17 protein-coding genes are annotated in these 16245 nt (G+C 67.5%); 6 read left to right on the forward strand and 11 right to left on the reverse strand.

Annotated elements, in window-relative coordinates:
- Positions 1-121: 121 nt before the first annotated feature.
- The 3 genes from lhpH to BCEP18194_RS31075 all read right to left on the reverse strand — a co-directional run bounded on the left by lhpH (position 122) and on the right by BCEP18194_RS31075 (position 3175).
- The gene (gene lhpH, locus BCEP18194_RS31065) at positions 122-1129 is read right to left on the reverse strand and encodes a trans-3-hydroxy-L-proline dehydratase (protein ID WP_011355262.1); all 1008 of its coding nucleotides are present in this window, start codon (positions 1127-1129) and stop codon (positions 122-124) included.
- Positions 1130-1194: 65 nt separating this feature from the next.
- Positions 1195-2316, reverse strand: coding sequence for a branched-chain amino acid ABC transporter substrate-binding protein (locus BCEP18194_RS31070; RefSeq protein WP_011355263.1), 1122 nt, complete (start codon positions 2314-2316; stop codon positions 1195-1197).
- Between the two features lie 121 nt (positions 2317-2437).
- Entirely contained in the window at positions 2438-3175 is a 738-nt protein-coding gene (locus BCEP18194_RS31075) for a FadR/GntR family transcriptional regulator (protein WP_011355264.1), read from the reverse strand.
- Between the two features lie 264 nt (positions 3176-3439).
- On the opposite strand from BCEP18194_RS31075, the gene lhpI reads away from it, so the two are divergent.
- The 3 genes from lhpI (at position 3440) to BCEP18194_RS31090 (ending at position 5744) form a co-directional block, all read left to right on the forward strand.
- The gene (gene lhpI, locus BCEP18194_RS31080; protein WP_011355265.1) at positions 3440-4375 is read left to right on the forward strand and encodes a bifunctional Delta(1)-pyrroline-2-carboxylate/Delta(1)-piperideine-2-carboxylate reductase; all 936 of its coding nucleotides are present in this window, start codon (positions 3440-3442) and stop codon (positions 4373-4375) included.
- A 168-nt stretch (positions 4376-4543) separates the two neighbouring features.
- Positions 4544-4948: a response regulator transcription factor gene (locus tag BCEP18194_RS31085; protein WP_011355266.1), complete on the forward strand. Its 405-nt coding sequence runs from the start codon at positions 4544-4546 to the stop codon at positions 4946-4948.
- Between the two features lie 16 nt (positions 4949-4964).
- On the forward strand, positions 4965-5744 hold the full coding sequence (locus tag BCEP18194_RS31090) for a helix-turn-helix domain-containing protein (RefSeq protein ID WP_011355267.1): 780 nt from the start codon (positions 4965-4967) through the stop codon (positions 5742-5744).
- A 42-nt stretch (positions 5745-5786) separates the two neighbouring features.
- On the opposite strand, the gene BCEP18194_RS31095 is transcribed toward BCEP18194_RS31090, so the two are convergent.
- The 6 genes from BCEP18194_RS31095 to BCEP18194_RS31120 all read right to left on the reverse strand — a co-directional run bounded on the left by BCEP18194_RS31095 (position 5787) and on the right by BCEP18194_RS31120 (position 10173).
- Positions 5787-6137, reverse strand: coding sequence for a hypothetical protein (locus tag BCEP18194_RS31095; protein ID WP_041493312.1), 351 nt, complete (start codon positions 6135-6137; stop codon positions 5787-5789).
- A 155-nt stretch (positions 6138-6292) separates the two neighbouring features.
- A complete protein-coding gene (locus tag BCEP18194_RS31100; protein WP_011355269.1) occupies positions 6293-6532 on the reverse strand; it encodes a hypothetical protein in 240 nt (79 codons plus the stop codon).
- Positions 6533-6554: 22 nt separating this feature from the next.
- Positions 6555-6839 carry a DUF1488 domain-containing protein gene (locus BCEP18194_RS31105; RefSeq protein WP_011355270.1) on the reverse strand — a complete coding sequence of 95 codons (285 nt, stop codon included), beginning with the start codon at positions 6837-6839 and terminating at the stop codon, positions 6555-6557.
- 138 nt (positions 6840-6977) lie between these two features.
- Positions 6978-7376, reverse strand: coding sequence for a DUF488 domain-containing protein (locus BCEP18194_RS31110; protein ID WP_011355271.1), 399 nt, complete (start codon positions 7374-7376; stop codon positions 6978-6980).
- 163 nt (positions 7377-7539) lie between these two features.
- The gene (locus BCEP18194_RS31115) at positions 7540-8742 is read right to left on the reverse strand and encodes an amino acid aminotransferase (protein WP_011355272.1); all 1203 of its coding nucleotides are present in this window, start codon (positions 8740-8742) and stop codon (positions 7540-7542) included.
- Between the two features lie 45 nt (positions 8743-8787).
- Positions 8788-10173 carry an amino acid permease gene (locus BCEP18194_RS31120; RefSeq protein ID WP_011355273.1) on the reverse strand — a complete coding sequence of 462 codons (1386 nt, stop codon included), beginning with the start codon at positions 10171-10173 and terminating at the stop codon, positions 8788-8790.
- A 319-nt stretch (positions 10174-10492) separates the two neighbouring features.
- Between BCEP18194_RS31120 and BCEP18194_RS31125 the strand changes: the two genes are divergently transcribed.
- Positions 10493-10966: an Lrp/AsnC family transcriptional regulator gene (locus BCEP18194_RS31125; RefSeq protein ID WP_011355274.1), complete on the forward strand. Its 474-nt coding sequence runs from the start codon at positions 10493-10495 to the stop codon at positions 10964-10966.
- Positions 10967-10996: 30 nt separating this feature from the next.
- On the opposite strand, the gene BCEP18194_RS31130 is transcribed toward BCEP18194_RS31125, so the two are convergent.
- Entirely contained in the window at positions 10997-11908 is a 912-nt protein-coding gene (locus tag BCEP18194_RS31130) for an EamA family transporter (RefSeq protein WP_011355275.1), read from the reverse strand.
- Between the two features lie 349 nt (positions 11909-12257).
- Here BCEP18194_RS31130 and BCEP18194_RS31135 point away from each other — a divergent pair, with 349 nt between their 5' ends.
- A complete protein-coding gene (locus BCEP18194_RS31135; protein ID WP_011355276.1) occupies positions 12258-13931 on the forward strand; it encodes a phospholipase C in 1674 nt (557 codons plus the stop codon).
- 94 nt (positions 13932-14025) lie between these two features.
- Positions 14026-15447: a cytochrome-c peroxidase gene (locus BCEP18194_RS31140; RefSeq protein WP_011355277.1), complete on the forward strand. Its 1422-nt coding sequence runs from the start codon at positions 14026-14028 to the stop codon at positions 15445-15447.
- Between the two features lie 29 nt (positions 15448-15476).
- Here the strand turns inward: BCEP18194_RS31140 and BCEP18194_RS31145 are convergent, their stop codons facing one another.
- A complete protein-coding gene (locus tag BCEP18194_RS31145) occupies positions 15477-16208 on the reverse strand; it encodes a class I SAM-dependent methyltransferase (protein ID WP_011355278.1) in 732 nt (243 codons plus the stop codon).
- Positions 16209-16245 lie beyond the last annotated feature (37 nt).

The following is a 16245-nucleotide window of genomic DNA, read 5'->3' on the forward strand; positions in this document are numbered from 1 at the left end:
CGGGGCGGCTGCGCGGCGGTTCACACGCAAAAAAGGCGCGCGCCCCGTAACGGGAACGACGCGCCAAGCCTGGTACTACAAACGGGAGGCCGCGCCACGCGCAGCCGATCGGCGCCGCAACTCAGCGCACGAGAAAACCGTAGGTCAGCGGATCGCGTTCGTCGACGATCCAGTTTGCGAACCCGCAGATATGCGCGCTGCCCTCCACTTCCGGAATCACGGCCGGGATGTCGCCGACCGTCGTTTCGCGCAGCACGCGCCCCTTGAAGACCGTGCCGACGATCGATTCGTTGACGAGCGTGTCGCCGGCCGCGAGCAGCCCGCGCTGGTAGAGCTGCGCGACCCGGCCGCCGGTGCCGGAACCCGTCGGCGAGCGGTCGACCTCGCGATCCGCGAACACGCAGCAGTTCGCCTGCGTCGAGCCCGGGTGGCGCGGCGCGTTCGCGATGATCGTGCCGTAGATGTGGTTGATTTCCGGAATCTCCGGATGGACGACCGGGTACTTCGCGTTCGCGGCGGCCTTCACTTCCGCGCCGAAGCGGATCAGCTTTTCCACGGCCGCTTCGCGCACCGGCAGGTCGAACGGCGCACCGTCGACGTAGAAATAGAACGCGCCGCCGTACGCGATGTCGCCGGTCACGGTGCCGAACGACGGCGTCTCGACCGACACGTCGCGTTGCCAGATGAACGACGGCACGTTGACGAAGCGCACCGGTCCCGCATGCTCGCCGTCCCATTTGACGAACGCCTCGATGAAGCCGCACGGCGCGTCGATGCCGACCCGCGTTTCCGGCACCGTGCGCTGCACCCAGCCGAGCTCGACGGCCGCGGTCGACAGTGCGATCACGCCGTGTCCGCAATGGTCGCTGTAGCCTTCGTTGTGCAGGAAGATCACGCCGAAATCCGCATTCGGCGACACGGGCTCGGTCAGGTAGCCGCCGTACATGTCGGCGTGGCCGCGCGGTTCGAACATCAGCGCGCGGCGGATCTCGTCGGCGTTTTCCTTGAGCCACGCGCGGCGCTGGACGATCGTGTCGCCCGGCAGGCGCGGCAGCCCGCTCGTGACGATGCGGAACGCTTCGCCGCCGGTATGGACTTCGACGGTGGAAAGGGATCGGGTAATTTTCATGGGTGATCGAAAGCGTTGAAACGAAGAACGGCGGCCGCGCCGCCGTCCGATGGCAGGCTGGCCGGTTACTTCGCGTACGGTTCCGGCAGGCCGTTGCGGATCACGTAGACGGTGGTCGGCGCGCCCTTCAGGTCGCCGTTCGCGTCGAACGAATAGGTGCCCGCGACGCCCTTGTAGTCCGACTTCGCAAGCTGCGCGATCAGCTTCGCCTTGTCGGTGGTCGTGCCGGCCTTGACCATCGCGTCGGCGAGCAGCTTCATCCCGTCGTAGTAGTTCACGCCGTAGACCTGCGGATCGGTGTGATACGTGTCGTGGTACTTCTTCAGGAATTCGCGGCCGGCCGCCGTCTTCTCGAGCGCGACGCCGCCCTGCGCGCAGTAGACGATCGACGCCGCGTCGCCCGCGACCTTGCCCATGTCCGCCGAGCAGATGCCGTCGCCGCCGAGCAGCTTCGCGCGCAGACCGCGCTGCTTCATCTGCTTGGCCATCGGCGCGCCCTGTGCCGCATAGCCGCCGAGGAAGATCACGTCGGGGTTGCTGGCCTTGATCTTGGTGAGAATGCCGAGGAAATCGGTGGCCGACGAGCTCGTGTATTCCTGGTCGACGATCTTGATCCCGTTCGCTTTCGCGACGTTCATGAACTGCTCGGCCACGCCCTGCCCGTAAGCGGTGCGATCGTCGATCACGGCGGCGGTCTTCGCGTTCAGCGTCTTCGCGGCGAAAGTGGCCATCGTGCCGCCGAGCTGTTCGTCGCTCGCGCCGATCCGGAAGATGTTCTTGAAGCCCTGCTTGGTCAGCGCGGGGTTCGACGCGACCGGCAGCATCGGCACGCCGGCAGTCGAGTACACGCGCGATGCGGGAATCGCGACGCCCGAGTTGTACGGCCCGAGCACCGCGACGACGCCCTTGTCGACGAGGTTCTGTGCAACCTGCACGCCGGCCTTCGGGTCGGCCTGGTCGTCGTCGGAAACCAGTTTGAAGGTGACGGCCTTGCCGGCGACCTTGATGCCGGCCTTGTTGAGCTCGTCGACGGCCAGGCGCGCGCCGTTTTCATTGTCCTTGCCGTTCGCGGCCTGCGGGCCGGTCAGCGGCGCCGAATGGCCGATCATCACGACTTCCTGCGCATGCGCGGAAGTCAGCGCGCCGGCGGCGAGAGCCACCGAGAGCGCGGTAACGAGGTGTCGCATGATGTCTCCTGATTGGTTTTGTGTGAAACCAATGTAGGACACGCGTGGTCACCATGCAAGCAATTAAAAAATAAAAACTTCGATTCTGGTCATTTTTCAGACCAGAACGAACCGGGCGCGGTCACTTTGGTGCGATGTCGCGCCGCACGCGGAGGATGTGCTGCTCGACATAGAACGCCGCCGCATCGGCGTCGCCGGACACGATCGCCTCGTAGATCAGCCGGTGCTCGGACACGTAGAGCCGGATCCGGCCCGCATCGTAGATGCCGTCGTCCTTCAGCCGCTTCCACAGCGGCTGGTCCATCGTCTTCGCGACTTCGTCCGCGATCTTCACCATCAGCGCGTCGCCGGTCATCAACGCGAGTTGCCGGTGGAACAGCCGGTCGCTCTCGTTCCAGAGCGCGCGCTGATGCGGGTCGTCGACGTCGGTAATGGTCTCCATCTGAGCCAGATAGCGTTCGGCGCCCGGGTCGGCACGGCCGTGCGCGGCCGCGAGGCGTGCGATCGCTGGCTCCAGGATCAGCCGCACGTCGAGCGTCGACGTCGGGCTGAAATCGGGCTCGGACGCCCGGTGCGTGTCGCCGCGCTGTGCGAGCACGTCGAGCGGCGACGCGACGACGTAGGTGCCCGAATTGCGCTTCGTGAACACGAGCCCTTCGTTCTGCAGTGCGCCGAGCGCCTCGCGCACGGCCGGCCGGCCGACCTGGAACAGCCCCGCGAGCTCGCGTTCGGACGGCAGCCGCGACTCGGCGGCATAGCGCCCCGCGCGGATCTCGTCGCGGATCTTCTCGGCCACCTGCTCGTAGATCTGCAGCGGCCTGAAACCGCCTTCGAGTGTGTCGGGACGCGCGGACATCATCGTTGTCGCTCCTGCCCGGTCGCGGGCGTGAATCTGGAATGGGTTCGCACTATACCGGAGCGCGCCGGCATCGAGGCTACGGCGGCCCTTCTGGACAGATATTAGAACCAAAACCGGCAAGCCGCTTTATTTTCTGGGTTGCGGGTGGGCCAGCAAGTGGTATAGATTCGATCCACACTGCCCTGTGTCACGGTATCCGGCAGCCCTGTGGCGGGCGCGGCATGCGCCCGTCGTCCACGCTCACCGACGCATACGACGTACACGATGACCGCTCTTTCCCCGATTCCCGTTTTCGATGCGGCCGACACGGCCGCGCTGCTCGACTACCCGGCGCTGCTCGCCACGCTCAGGCAGGCCGTCGCCGACTATGCGGCGGGCGAGATCGTCAGCCCCGAACGCCTGGTCGTGCCGTTGCAGGCGGGCGGCGTGATGCTGTCGATGCCGTCGAGCGCGCGCGACCTCGCGACCCACAAGCTCGTGAACGTGTGCCCGGGCAACGGCGCGCGCGGGCTGCCGACGATCCTCGGCCAGGTCACCGCATACGACGCGACCACCGGCGAGATGCGTTTCGCGCTCGACGGCCCGACGGTCACCGGACGCCGCACGGCGGCCATCACCGCGCTCGGCATCCAGGCGCTGCATGGCGTCGCCCCGCGCGACATCCTGCTGATCGGCACCGGGAAACAGGCAGCGAATCACGCGGAAGCGCTCGCCGCGATCTTTCCCGACGCGCGCCTTCACGTGCGCGGCACGAGCGCCGACAGCGCGGCTGCCTTCTGCGCCGCGCACCGCACACAGGCACCGCATCTCGTGCCGCTCGACGGCGACGCGATTCCCGATGCGATCGACGTCGTCGTCACGCTCACGACCAGCCGCACGCCCGTCTATCGCGAAGCCGCGCGCGAAGGCCGGCTGGTGGTCGGCGTCGGCGCGTTCACCGCGGACGCGGCCGAGATCGACGCGAACACCGTGCGCGCCAGCCGGCTGGTCGTCGACGATCCGGCCGGCGCGCGCCACGAAGCCGGCGACCTGATCGTCGCGCAGGTCGACTGGCAGGATGTCGCGTCGCTCGCCGACGTGCTGCGCGGCGCATTCGACCGCAGCGGGCCGCTGCTGTTCAAGAGCGTCGGCTGTGCCGCGTGGGATCTGGCCGCGTGCCGCACCGCGCGCGATGCGCTGGCCGCACGCCGGGCCGGCTGACCCGGCGGCGCAACCCTTCAGCCGCGCTCGCGGCATCGCCACCTCGGGGCCGCTCCGGCGGTTTCCCGTACGCGTTGTAGGAATCGCCCTACAACGCGTCGCAGCGGCCTACATCAACTTCCAATTCGGCCGATTTCATTTTCGGCGGCGCAACACGATACTGCCGGCATGAATGCCAGCCAGTTACCCGCCGCGCTCCGGGTGTTTCTCGTCGATCACGCCGTCGCCGTCCGGCAGCGGATCGCGCTGCTCGTCGGCGCGATCCGCGGTGTCGCCGTCGTCGGCGAGGCGGAAGACGGCCAGGACGCGTGGATGCATATCCGCAGCAGCCAGGCGGATGTGGTGATCGTCGACCTGCGGCTGGCGGACGGCAGCGGCCTCGACCTGATCGGGACGCTGTCGAAGGCCGCGCCGCGCATCGTCACGATCGTGCTGACGAATCACTCGGCGCCGGCATTCAGAGAGGCATGCGCGTCGGCCGGAGCCGACTACTTCTTCGACAAGACCGTCGAATTCGACGCCGCATGCCAGGTCATCGAATCCCTGGTGCACACTCGCGTGCACCGCCCCTGACGAGCCGGAGTGACTCATGTCCACAGCCACCCCTTGCGCCGCCGACGTATCCATCACGCCTCGGCCGACGATTCCGCTTCGCGCGGTCACGCGCGCCGACGCCGCCAAACATCCCGCCGCGCGCTGCTCGGTGTGCGCGATGCGTTCGATGTGCCTGCCGCCGCACCTGACCGCGGCCGAATTCGGCCGCCTCGACTCGATCATCTGCACGACCCGGCAGGTACGCCAGGGCGACGCGCTGTTCCGCACCGACGATCCGTTCCAGAGCATCTATGCGGTGCGCGCGGGTTCGTTCAAGACGGTGATGATGCATCGCGACGGCCGCGAGCACGTGACGGGCTTCCAGATTGCCGGTGAAACGCTCGGGATGGACGGCATCGGCGGCGGCCAGCACTGCTGCGACGCGATCGCACTCGAGGACAGTGTCGTGTGCATCATCCCGTTCGGCGCGCTCGAAGCGGCGTGCCGCGAGATCAAGCCGATGCAGCACTTCCTCTACCAGATGCTGAGCAGCGAGATCGTCCGCGAATCGAGCCAGATGCTGCTGCTCGGCACGATGTCGGCCGAGCAACGCGTCGCGCATTTCCTGCTGAACCTGTCGTCGCGCTTCGAGGCGCGCGGCTATTCGGCGACGGAATTCAACCTGCGGATGACGCGCGAGGAAATCGGCTGCTATCTCGGGATGAAGCTCGAAACCGTGAGCCGGATGTTCTCGCGGTTCCATCGCGAAGCGCTGGTCGAAACGCGCGGCAAGCGCGTGCGCATCATCGACTCGCAAGCGCTCGCACGGGTCTGACGGAACAAGACCAGGACGACGCCCGGCCCCGCGCGCGGCGCATCATTGCACCGCGCCGCCGGTCGCCGCGTTGCGCAGCCCCACCCTTGCACCGCCAGCCTGGCACGCGATCAGCGCCTGTTCGGCCTGCATGAACGCGCGGCGCAGCGCGTCGTCCACGTCGTCGCCGACACACGGCGGCAGCGGCCAGAGCGCCGTGTCGTGCATCACGAGGTCGAGCCGCACGTCGTACCGGCGTGCGCCGTCGGCGGCAGCACGCGATTCGATCGCGAGGTGGCACCCGCCGATCAGCGCGCGAAACCGCTCGAGCCGCACCAGCTGCGCGCCGGCTTCGGCTTCGACCGCGGCCGAAGCCGCGAATCCGTGGCAGGCGATCTGCATGCCCACGCCCATGTCGTGTCTCCTGACGGGGCCGCCCGCTCGTCGACCGCCTTGCATGTGCCGCCCGCACCGAAAGGCGGCGGCACGCGTTACCCGTGGCGCGGCGCGACTTCTTCGATCGCTGCCCGGCCGATAGCCTGCCCGCGCCTTTGCTGGCGCGGAACCGGTCATACGTTGAAGGTCTGCGACGTCTTCATCTCGATCCACGTCATGCCGGCCCGCAGCCCTTCGATCATCGCCTCGCGCTCGGTCGGATACGCATGGCTGTGCTCGAACGTGTGATGAAAACGCGCGGCACCGGCGCCGTGCTCGACCGACACGCGGCAGCGGAATTCGCCCGATTCGCACGGACGCGTCTCGACTTCGACGGACCAGTCGCGTTCGTGAATGTTGCCCTGCAGTGTCATGCGCCCTCCTGCGATATCCGTCTCAGAGCCGGAAGTGGCCGCTGTGCAGCAGCACCGGCCGGCCGCCGATTTCCTCGAGCATCCGTCGCGCCATCGCCTCGATCGCCGACCGGTGCGCGTCGAATGCGGCCAGCAGGTCGCGTTCGAGCAGCGACGGCGCGCCGAAATGATCTTCCAGCGCCTCGGCCGTGATCGCACACTGTACGCAACGCCCGTCGACCAGTGCCGAAAACGCCACGACCAGGTCGCGTGCGCAATATTCGGGTGGTTCCGGCGGGAAGGCAATCTGCATCTGTCCGCCTGTCATCGTCGTGATGGCTCCATGACAAGAGCATAGTGGCGCGCGCGCCCGCACGCTTGACCCACGTCAACCGCTTCGCTGCGCCGCACGATAACGGCGCGGCAGCATGCCGGCGCGGCTGCGCGGCGGCGCCTCAAACCGCTTTCAGCCCGCGTCCGGCTCGATCGCCGCGCCGCGCTCTGCAAGCAGTTCGCGCAGCACGCTGCGGTGGCAATGGCGTTCATCGTCGCAGTAGCAGCCGATCGAGAACGCGGTGGTCGCCGACAGCGCCGCCAGCAGGTCGAGCACCTTCGGCGCATCGCCATGCGCCATTTCCGCGCGGAAGTGACGCCGGAACGCGTTCCATTCGGCATCGGTTTCGGCCGCTTGCGCCTGTGCGACGAGTTCCGGGCTCGGCGACAGCGTCGGCAGCCATACATCATAGTAGTTGCGCGACGCGAATTCCGCCTTCGGAACGCCGCGCGGCGGCCGCCGCACCGTCCCGATCCGCAGGCCCTCGCCGGCCGCGCGCGGCGTGCCGAGCTGGATGATCCGGATGCCCATGTCGCTCCTTCCGAAATGCGTTGGATGCCGTGATCGTACCCCCGTGCGTGCCCCCGCGTCAGCCCGGTGGCGCACATTGCGGCCGCCCAACAAAAAACCGGCTGCCCCCTTGCGGGAGGCAGCCGGTTCGGCCAGCCGCGTTGCGCGCCGGGGCGCGCCGCGCTCAGACGCCGCTCTTCAGCACCTTGCCGATGGCATCCGCGACGATGGCGACGTTCGAGTCGTTCAGGCCCGCGACGCACATCCGGCCCGAACGCAGCACGTACACGCCGTGCACTTCGCGCAGCGCGTCGACCTGCGATTCGGTCAGGCCCGTGTACGTAAACATCCCGCGCTGCTTCACATAGCGCGTGAGTGCCTCGCCGCTGACGTGGTCGCGCAGGCCGTCATGGATCGACTGGCGCATCCGCGCGATGCGGCGGCACATCGCCGCCAGTTCCTCTTCCCACTGCTTGCGCAGCGCGGGCGTGCCGAGCACGGCCGCCACGACCTTCGCGCCGTAGGTTTGCGGGTTGCTGTAGTTCGAGCGCACGGCGCCGGCCAGCTGGCCGAGCACGCGGTCGGCTGCGGCCGCATCCTCGCAGACGACGCTCAGGCCGCCCACGCGCTCGCCGTACAGCGAGAAGTTCTTCGAGAACGAGTTCGCGACCAGCGCCGGCACGCCGCGGCGAGCCAGTTCGCGCACCGCGAAAGCATCTGCGTCGAGGCCCGCGCCGAAGCCCTGGTACGCCATGTCGACGAACGGCAGCAGCCCGCGCGCCTCGATCACGTCGATCAGCTTCTCCCACTGGCCTTCGTCGAGGTCGACACCGGTCGGGTTATGGCAGCACGCGTGCAGCAGCACGATGCTGCGCGCCGGCAGCGCGTCGATCGCCGCGAGCATCGCGTCGAACTTCAGGCCGCCCGTCGCTTCGTCGTAGTACGGATACGTGTTCACCGTGAAGCCGGCGCGCTCGAAGATGAAGCGGTGGTTTTCCCAGCTCGGATCGCTGAGCCACACCTGCGAGTCCGGGAAGTAGCGCTTCAGGAAATCGGCGCCCACCTTCAGCGCGCCGGAGCCGCCGAGCGTCTGCAGCGTCGCGATGCGGCCGGCCGCGCGGGCCGGGTGATCGGCGCCGAACACGAGCGCCTGCACGGCGTCGCGATACGCGGGCAGGCCAACCATCGGCAGGTACGGCTTCGCGCCGCTGTCGCGCTGCAGCGCGGTTTCGGCTTCGCGCACGGCGCCCATCACCGGAATCCGGCCTTCGGCGTCGAAGTAGATGCCGATGCTCAGGTTGACCTTCTGGTCGCGCGGATCTTTCTGGAAGTTCTCGTTGAGCGTCAGGATCGGGTCGCCCGGGTACGCGTCGATGTGTTCGAACATGGCTATGTCGGTCTCGTTTGGAAGAATGGTCGGTCGTGGCCTGTATCAGCGTGCGGATGCGCTGTCGTGCACCGCATAGCCTGCATTCTTCTGACGGAAGCGATACCCGACCGCGAGCACCGCGAGCCATACCGGGATCAGGTACACCGACAGGCGGAGATCCGGCGTCAGGTACATCACGACGAGAATGCCGGCCATGAATGCCAGGCACAGGTAATTCGTGAAAGGATAGCCCAGACTGCGGAAGGAAGTCTCCTCCCCGGCTGCGCGCTTCGCCTGGCGGAACTTCAGGTGGATCAGCGTGATCATCGCCCAGTTGATGATCAGCGCCGACACGACGAGGCCCATCAGCACCTCGAACGCCTTGCCCGGCATGAAGTAGTTGACCAGCACGCATACGCCGGTCGCGAGCGCCGACGCGCCGAGCGCGGCGAGCGGAATGCCGCGCTTGTTCACCGAGCACAGCACCTTCGGCGCGTTGCCCTGCTTCGCGAGGCCGAACAGCATCCGGCTGTTGCTGTACACGCCGCTGTTGTAGACCGACAGCGCGGCCGTCAGCACGACCACGTTCAGCACGTTGGCCACCAGGTTGCTGCTCAGTGCGTGGAAGATCAGCACGAACGGGCTGCCGCCGGTGACGACCTTTTCCCACGGGTACAGCGACAGCAGCACGGCGAGCGCGCCGATGTAGAAAATCAGGATTCGGTAGATCACCTGGTTGGTCGCGCGCGGGATGCTGCGCTTCGGATCGTCGGCCTCGGCCGCGGTGATGCCGATCAGCTCCAGCCCGCCGAACGAGAACATGATCGCGGCCATCGACATCACGAGCCCCGACACGCCGTTCGGGAAGAAGCCGCCGTGCTGCCACAGGTTCCGGACACTTGCCTCCGGCCCCGCATGGCCGCTCGCGAGCAGCCAGCCGCCGAAGCCGATCATCCCGACGATCGCGGCGACCTTGATGATCGAGAACCAGAATTCCGTCTCGCCGTACGACTTCACGCTGGCCAGGTTGAGCAGGTTGATCGCGACGAAGAAGACCAGCGCCGACACCCAGGTCGGCACGCCGGGCCACCAGTACTGCACGTAGATCCCGACGGCCGACAGCTCGGCCATGCTGACGAGGATGTACAGCACCCAGTAGTTCCAGCCGGACAGGAAGCCGGTGAAGTGGCCGACGTACTTGTCGGCGAAGTAGCTGAACGAGCCGGCGACGGGCTCGTCGACAACCATCTCGCCGAGCTGGCGCATGATGAAGAACGCAATGATGCCGGCCACCCCGTAGCCGAGCAGCACGGACGGGCCTGCCATCTTGATCGTCTGCGCGATGCCGAGGAACAGTCCTGTGCCGAGCGCGCCGCCGAGCGCAATCAGCTGGATGTGCCGGTTCTTCAGCCCGCGCTTCAGGCCGTCGCTCTCGTTTCCAGAAACCATGTCTTCTCCACTCTGTCCGCCCCCGCCTGCAGCGAGGTGCGGCGCGCCTCGGTGTGCCGGGCGCTGTTTTGCTGTGCCGGGGCCGTTCGTGGAGCCGCCGGGTTGGGGACTGCAATCTTCGCGTGGCGGCGCCCGATTCGCGTCGGCGTGCCTGCCAGACCGGCCGCCGACTGTCGCCGCATCCGCATTGCTGCGTTCGCACACGAAAATCCGGCGTCAGTTTAGCGTCGCGACGGCGAAATCGGGTTTCGTAACCCGTTCATGCAAACCCTACATTATGAGATAAGATTGCATCCAGGAGACAGATGAGGAAACAAAAATGCATGAACCGGTTCTGGATCGCCTCGATCGCCACTTGCTCTCGATCCTGCAGGAGAACGGCCGCGCGTCGAACCTCGACCTGGCGAAGGCCGTCGGCCTGTCGCCCGCGCAGACGCTGCGCCGCCACCGGCGGCTGGAAGAAATCGGCGCGATCCGCCGATATGAAACCCGGCTGTGCCCCGACACACTCGGTTTCGGCGTCACCGCTTTCGTGCACGTAACGATGGAGCGCGGACATATCCGCGACCTGTCGAAGTTCCAGAAACTGGTGTCCGATCTCGCGCAGATCCAGGAATGCTTCTCCGTGACGGGCGACATCGACTACGTGTTGAAGGTCGTCGCGCACGATCTGAAAGGCTTGTCGCGGTTCCTGCTCGAGACGCTGATGCGCATTCCCGGCGTGAGCGGCGTGCATTCGAGCGTGTGCCTCGACGAGATCAAGTGCACGAGTGCGATGCCGGTCGAGGCCTGATATGGCGGGCCGCGCGCCAGTCCGGCCCGTTTATCTCACCGCTTCAAACGCACTGATCAGCAACGCCCCCGCCGCGATCACCACGCAACCGGCCGCCCGGCGCGGCGTCAACCGCTCGCCGAGATACACGCGGGCGATCAGCGCCGCGAACACCACGCTCGTTTCGCGCAACGCCGAGACCGGCCCCATCGGCGCGCGATCCATCGCCCAGATCACGATGCCGTACGCGAGCGCCGCGAACACGCCGCCGCACGCAGCCTTCGCCGTTTCGCCGACATCCTGCGTCAGCCGCAACGGCCCCGCCCGCAGCCGGTAGTACGCGGCCATCATCGCGCCCGTCAGCACGAACATCCACGCGGTATAGCCGACCGTGTTGCCGCTTTCCCGCACGCCGATCCCGTCGACCACGCTGTAGGCCGCGATCGACACGCCGGTCGCGAACGCGGTCGGCAGTACCTGCCTCATCCGGTGCTTCGCGCCGCGCCCGCGCTCCAGGCCGATCGCCAGGATGCCCGCGCAGATCAGCACGAGCCCCGCCTGCGCGCCCAGATTCAGCCGCTCGCCCGCAAACGCCGCCGCGCCGAGCGTGACGAGCAGCGGCGCGGTGCCGCGCGCGACCGGATACGCGACGGTCAGGTCGCCGTGCTCGTACGCGCGCACCAGCAGCAGCGTGTAGACGACGTGCAGCACGGCCGACGCGACGACGCACGCCCAACTCGCCGCCGAGATCGGCGCAGCGGCCGGCAGGAACAGCAGCGCGAACGACCCGATCGCGATCTGCAGCACCGTGGCCGACCGGAGCCGGTCGCCGCTGCTGCGGACGAGCGCGTTCCATGACGCGTGCAGGAACGCCGCGCACAGAACGGCAAACAAAACGGGGATCGGCACGCTGAATACTCGCTGACGGTCGGCGACGCGGAATCGTCGCCGCAGGGCGTTCATCGTATGAATACGTCATCCGATTGTCAAAAAACGGGCGCAGCGCAGCACCGTGCGCGAACGGGTCGACGACGCCCTTTCGCCCGCCCCGCGCGGCATCCGCGGCAGCGGGCCCACGCGCCGCGGTATGTGACGCGCAGGAGGCATGCGGTCTGCCCCTTTCCGTTCACTTTCGCTGCGCGTTCCGCCGTAATGAAATCGATACCGCAGCGCAATCGCGACGAAACCACTCCGTCCCCATATCTTCATACGGGACTGTTCCAATGCGCGTGCTCTCTCACGAGCTCCGCGCCGAACCGACACGGCGACGGGGCCGCTCTCCACCATCGAAGACCTTACCTGGAGTTTCCCGATGTTCCGTCAAGCCTTGCTCGTCACCGCCTGCGCAGCCGCAGCGCTGGCGCTGTTCGCCTGCGGCGGCAGCGACGACCCCACGTCGACGCCCGCCGTGTCGTCGCAGGATGCGCTGCAGACCGCCACGCCGATCAAGCACGTCGTCGTGATCTACGGTGAAAACATCTCGTTCGACCACTACTTCGGTACCTACCCGAACGCGACGAACCCGTCGGGCGAACCGGCGTTCAACGCGAAGTCCGGCACGCCGACGCCCAACGGCCTGACGGGCACGCTGCTCACCGCGAACCCGAACTTCACGAACACGGCCAATGGCACCGACGCGGCGAACCCGTTCCGCCTCGACCGCACGCAGGCCGCGACCGCCGACCAGAACCACGCATACACGGCCGAGCAGCAGGCCGAGGACAACGGCCTCGCCGACCTGTTCCCGAAATACACCGGCAAGGGCTCGTCCGGCGGCGCCGGCGCGTTCGGCACGAAGGGCCAGGTGATGGGCTACTTCGACGGCAACACCGTGACCGCACTGTGGAACTACGCGCAGCGCTTCGCGATGAGCGACAACATGTACACGACGTCGTACGGCCCGTCGACGCCGGGCGCGCTGAACGTGGTGTCGGGCCAGACCAACGGGATGCAGATCGTCAAGACGTCCGCGCAGCCGTCGACGCTCGCGAAGAGCTCGTACTACATCAATGACGGCCAGGGCGGCTTCACGATGATCAACGACGTCGACCCGGGCAACGACGTGTGCTCGAGCACGACCGACCAGGCACTGATGACGGGCAAGAACATCGGCGACCTGCTGAACGGCGCAAAGATCACGTGGGGCGGCTTCATGGGTGGCTTCAACCTGTCGACGACGAACGGCAACGGCACCACGGGCTGCAGCCGCAGCACGGTCGCCACCGCCGTGAACGCCGCGACGTCCGACTACATCCCGCACCACAACTGGTTCCAGTACTACGCGTCGACCTCGAACCCGCAGCACACGCGCCCGAGCTCGGTCGCCGCGATCGGTTCGAGCCTCCAGACGGACGGCAAGACCGCCGAACCGGCGAACCACCAGTACGACACGGACGACTTCTTCGCCGCCGTGAAGGCCGGCAACTTCCCGTCGGTCAGCTACCTGAAGGCCCCGGCCGCACAGGACGCGCACGCAGGCTATTCGGATCCGCTCGACGAGCAGGCGTTCGTGACGAAGGTCGTCAACTTCCTGCAGCAGCAGCCGGACTGGCAGAACACGGCCGTGATCGTCACCTATGACGACTCGGACGGCTGGTACGACCACGTGTACACGGCGCCGACGCGCGCATCGTCGGACCCGGTCGACCAGGTCAACGGCAGCGGCAAGTGCGGCACGGGCGGCACCACCGGCGTGAACGGCGCGACCGTGAACGGTCGCTGCGGCCCGGGCGTGCGCATCCCGCTGATCGTGATCTCGCCGTATGCGAAGCAGAACTACGTCGACCACACGATGCTCGACCAGTCGTCCGTCGTGCGCTTCATCGAGGACAACTGGCTCGGCGGCCAGCGCATCGGCGGCGGTTCGTTCGATGCGACGGCAGGCGACCTGCGCGCGCTGTTCGACTTCTCGTCGAAGCCGAACACGACGCCGCTGTATCTCGACCCGACGCTCGGCACCGCGTTGAGCGCGGCACCGGCGATCTGACCGGTACTTCGTGACCGCATGGCCGGCGCAGTACGCGCCGGCCGTTTCCGTTTAACGCGCCGCTTCGTGCGGTGCCCGATTTCCGACCGACAGCATGACAGCTCGCCCCGCGTTCCCGTCTCCCGACACCACCGGCCCCCGCGCGTCGCGCACGCCGTCCCGCCTCCTGCGCCGCGCGGCGTTCGTGATCGGCGCCGCCGTACTCGGCTATGGCGCGTTCGCGATCGCATTCCCCGCGCAGGTGCCCGCGGCGATCGGCACCGTCGTCGCCGACTGGACAGGCGCGAACCCGCATCCGGTCGTGCTGCAGCGGCCGGCCGCGCAGCCGCTGTCGGCGGTCGCGCAGCTCGGCCGCGCGCTGTTCGCCGATCCGTCGCTGTCCGCGTCGGGCAAGCAGTCGTGCGCGTCGTGCCACAGCCCCGATCACGCGTACGGCCCGCCGAACGCGCTCGACGTGCAGCCGGGCGGCCTCGCGATGACGCAGCAGGGCTATCGCCCGCCGCCGTCGCTGATGTACCTGTACCGCCAGCCGAATTTCAGCATCGGCCCCGATGCCGGTGAAAACGACGCCGCGCCGACCGTCGCGCAGCAGGCTGCGTCCGCGGCCGGTGTCGTCAAGGCGCAGAAGGTGGCCGGCACGTCGGCCGCGCCGCAGCTCGTGCCGCAGGGCGGGATGTTCTGGGACGGCCGCGCCGATACGCTGCAGCAGCAGGCGTTCGGCCCGCTGCTGAATCCGGTCGAGATGGCGAACGCGAGCATCGACGACGTCGCGCGCAAGCTCAAGCAGTCGTCGCACCGTGCGCAACTCGAGCAACTGTTCGGCGCACGCGTGTTCGACAGCCCGCAGCTCGCGGTATCGGAAGCGATGTTCGCGATCGCGCGCTACCAGGTGGAAGATCCGTCGTTCCACCCGTACAACAGCAAGTACGACCGCTGGCTCGAAGGCCGTGCGCGCCTCTCGCAGGCCGAACTGCGCGGGCTGCGCCTGTTCAACGATCCGGACAAGGCGAATTGCGCGGGCTGCCATCTGTCGAAGCCCGGCAAGGACGGGCTGCCGCCGATGTTTACCGATTACCAGTACGAGGCGCTCGGCGCGCCGCGCAACAAGGAACTGGCGCAGAACCGCAACCCGGCGTTCTACGATCTCGGCGTGTGCGGGCCATTCCGCGACGACCTGAAGGACCAGACGCAGTATTGCGCGATGTTCCTGACGCCGACGCTGCGCAATTCGGCGACGCGCCACGTGTTCTTCCACAACGGCGTGTTCCACACGCTCGACCAGGTGATGGCGTTCTACAACGAGCGCAGCATCTCGCCGCAGAAGTTTTATTCACGCGGTGCGGACGGCAAGGTCGACGAGTACGACGACATCCCGCCGAAATATCGCGCGAACGTCGACGTGACCGACGCGCCGTTCGATCGCAAGCCGGGCGACAAGCCCGCGATGACGGCGCAGGATATCAAGGATATCGAAGCGTTCCTCGGTACGTTGAACGATGAACCGGTGAAACGCTGAGTGCAGGATGACCGCCGCGCTGCGTCGTGTCAGCAGCGCGCGCGGATGCAAAGGAAGGCCGGGGCCAGCGACAGCTCCGCATGAAGGCGCTCCGATGCGGCCTTCATCTCGGGCAGCGGCTTCGGCTCGACGAACCGGTCGAGCCGCCAGCCGCTGTCGGCCACGGCGTTCAGGATGTCGGCGAGCGGCCGCCGCCACGCTTCGACGTAGGGCTTCGGTTCACCGAAACCCGACCAGTGAAAGCCGAAGCGGGACGTATCGAAATAGGTGCCCTCGCCGCGCGTGCGTTCGTCCATCCAGTCGCGCATCGGATGCGCCATCGAGAACACGAGCGTAGCGCCCGGCCGCGCGACGCGCCGGAATTCGCGCAGCGTCGGCGCAAGATCGCGCACGTAGTCGAACGCGAGCGAACAGACGACCTTGTCGAACGCTGCGTCGGGCAACCACGCGAGCGGCCCCTCCAGATCGCCCTCCACGATGTCGACCGCGAGGCCCGCGCAGCGCGTTCTCGCCAGCGCGACCATCTCCGGCGTGACGTCGAACGCATGCACCGTCGCGCCGTGACTTGCGAGGTGCGCGCTGCAGATGCCGGGCCCGCAGCCGGCGTCGAGCACCGTCAGGCCGTCGACATCGCCCAGCAGCGCCATCGTTGCCGGACGTTCGTAGAGCGCGTTGTGCGCCTTCGTCGGCGCGATGTCGGCGTAACGTTGCGCGAAGCTCGCGTACGCCTGGCGGCCGGTTGGTTCGTTCGGATCGGTCATGCAGGCTCCGTCGGCGGAAACTGGGGGAACCGATTCT

Origin of the sequence: Burkholderia lata (assembly GCF_000012945.1) — a bacterium.
Classification (GTDB): Bacteria; Pseudomonadota; Gammaproteobacteria; order Burkholderiales; family Burkholderiaceae; genus Burkholderia; species Burkholderia lata.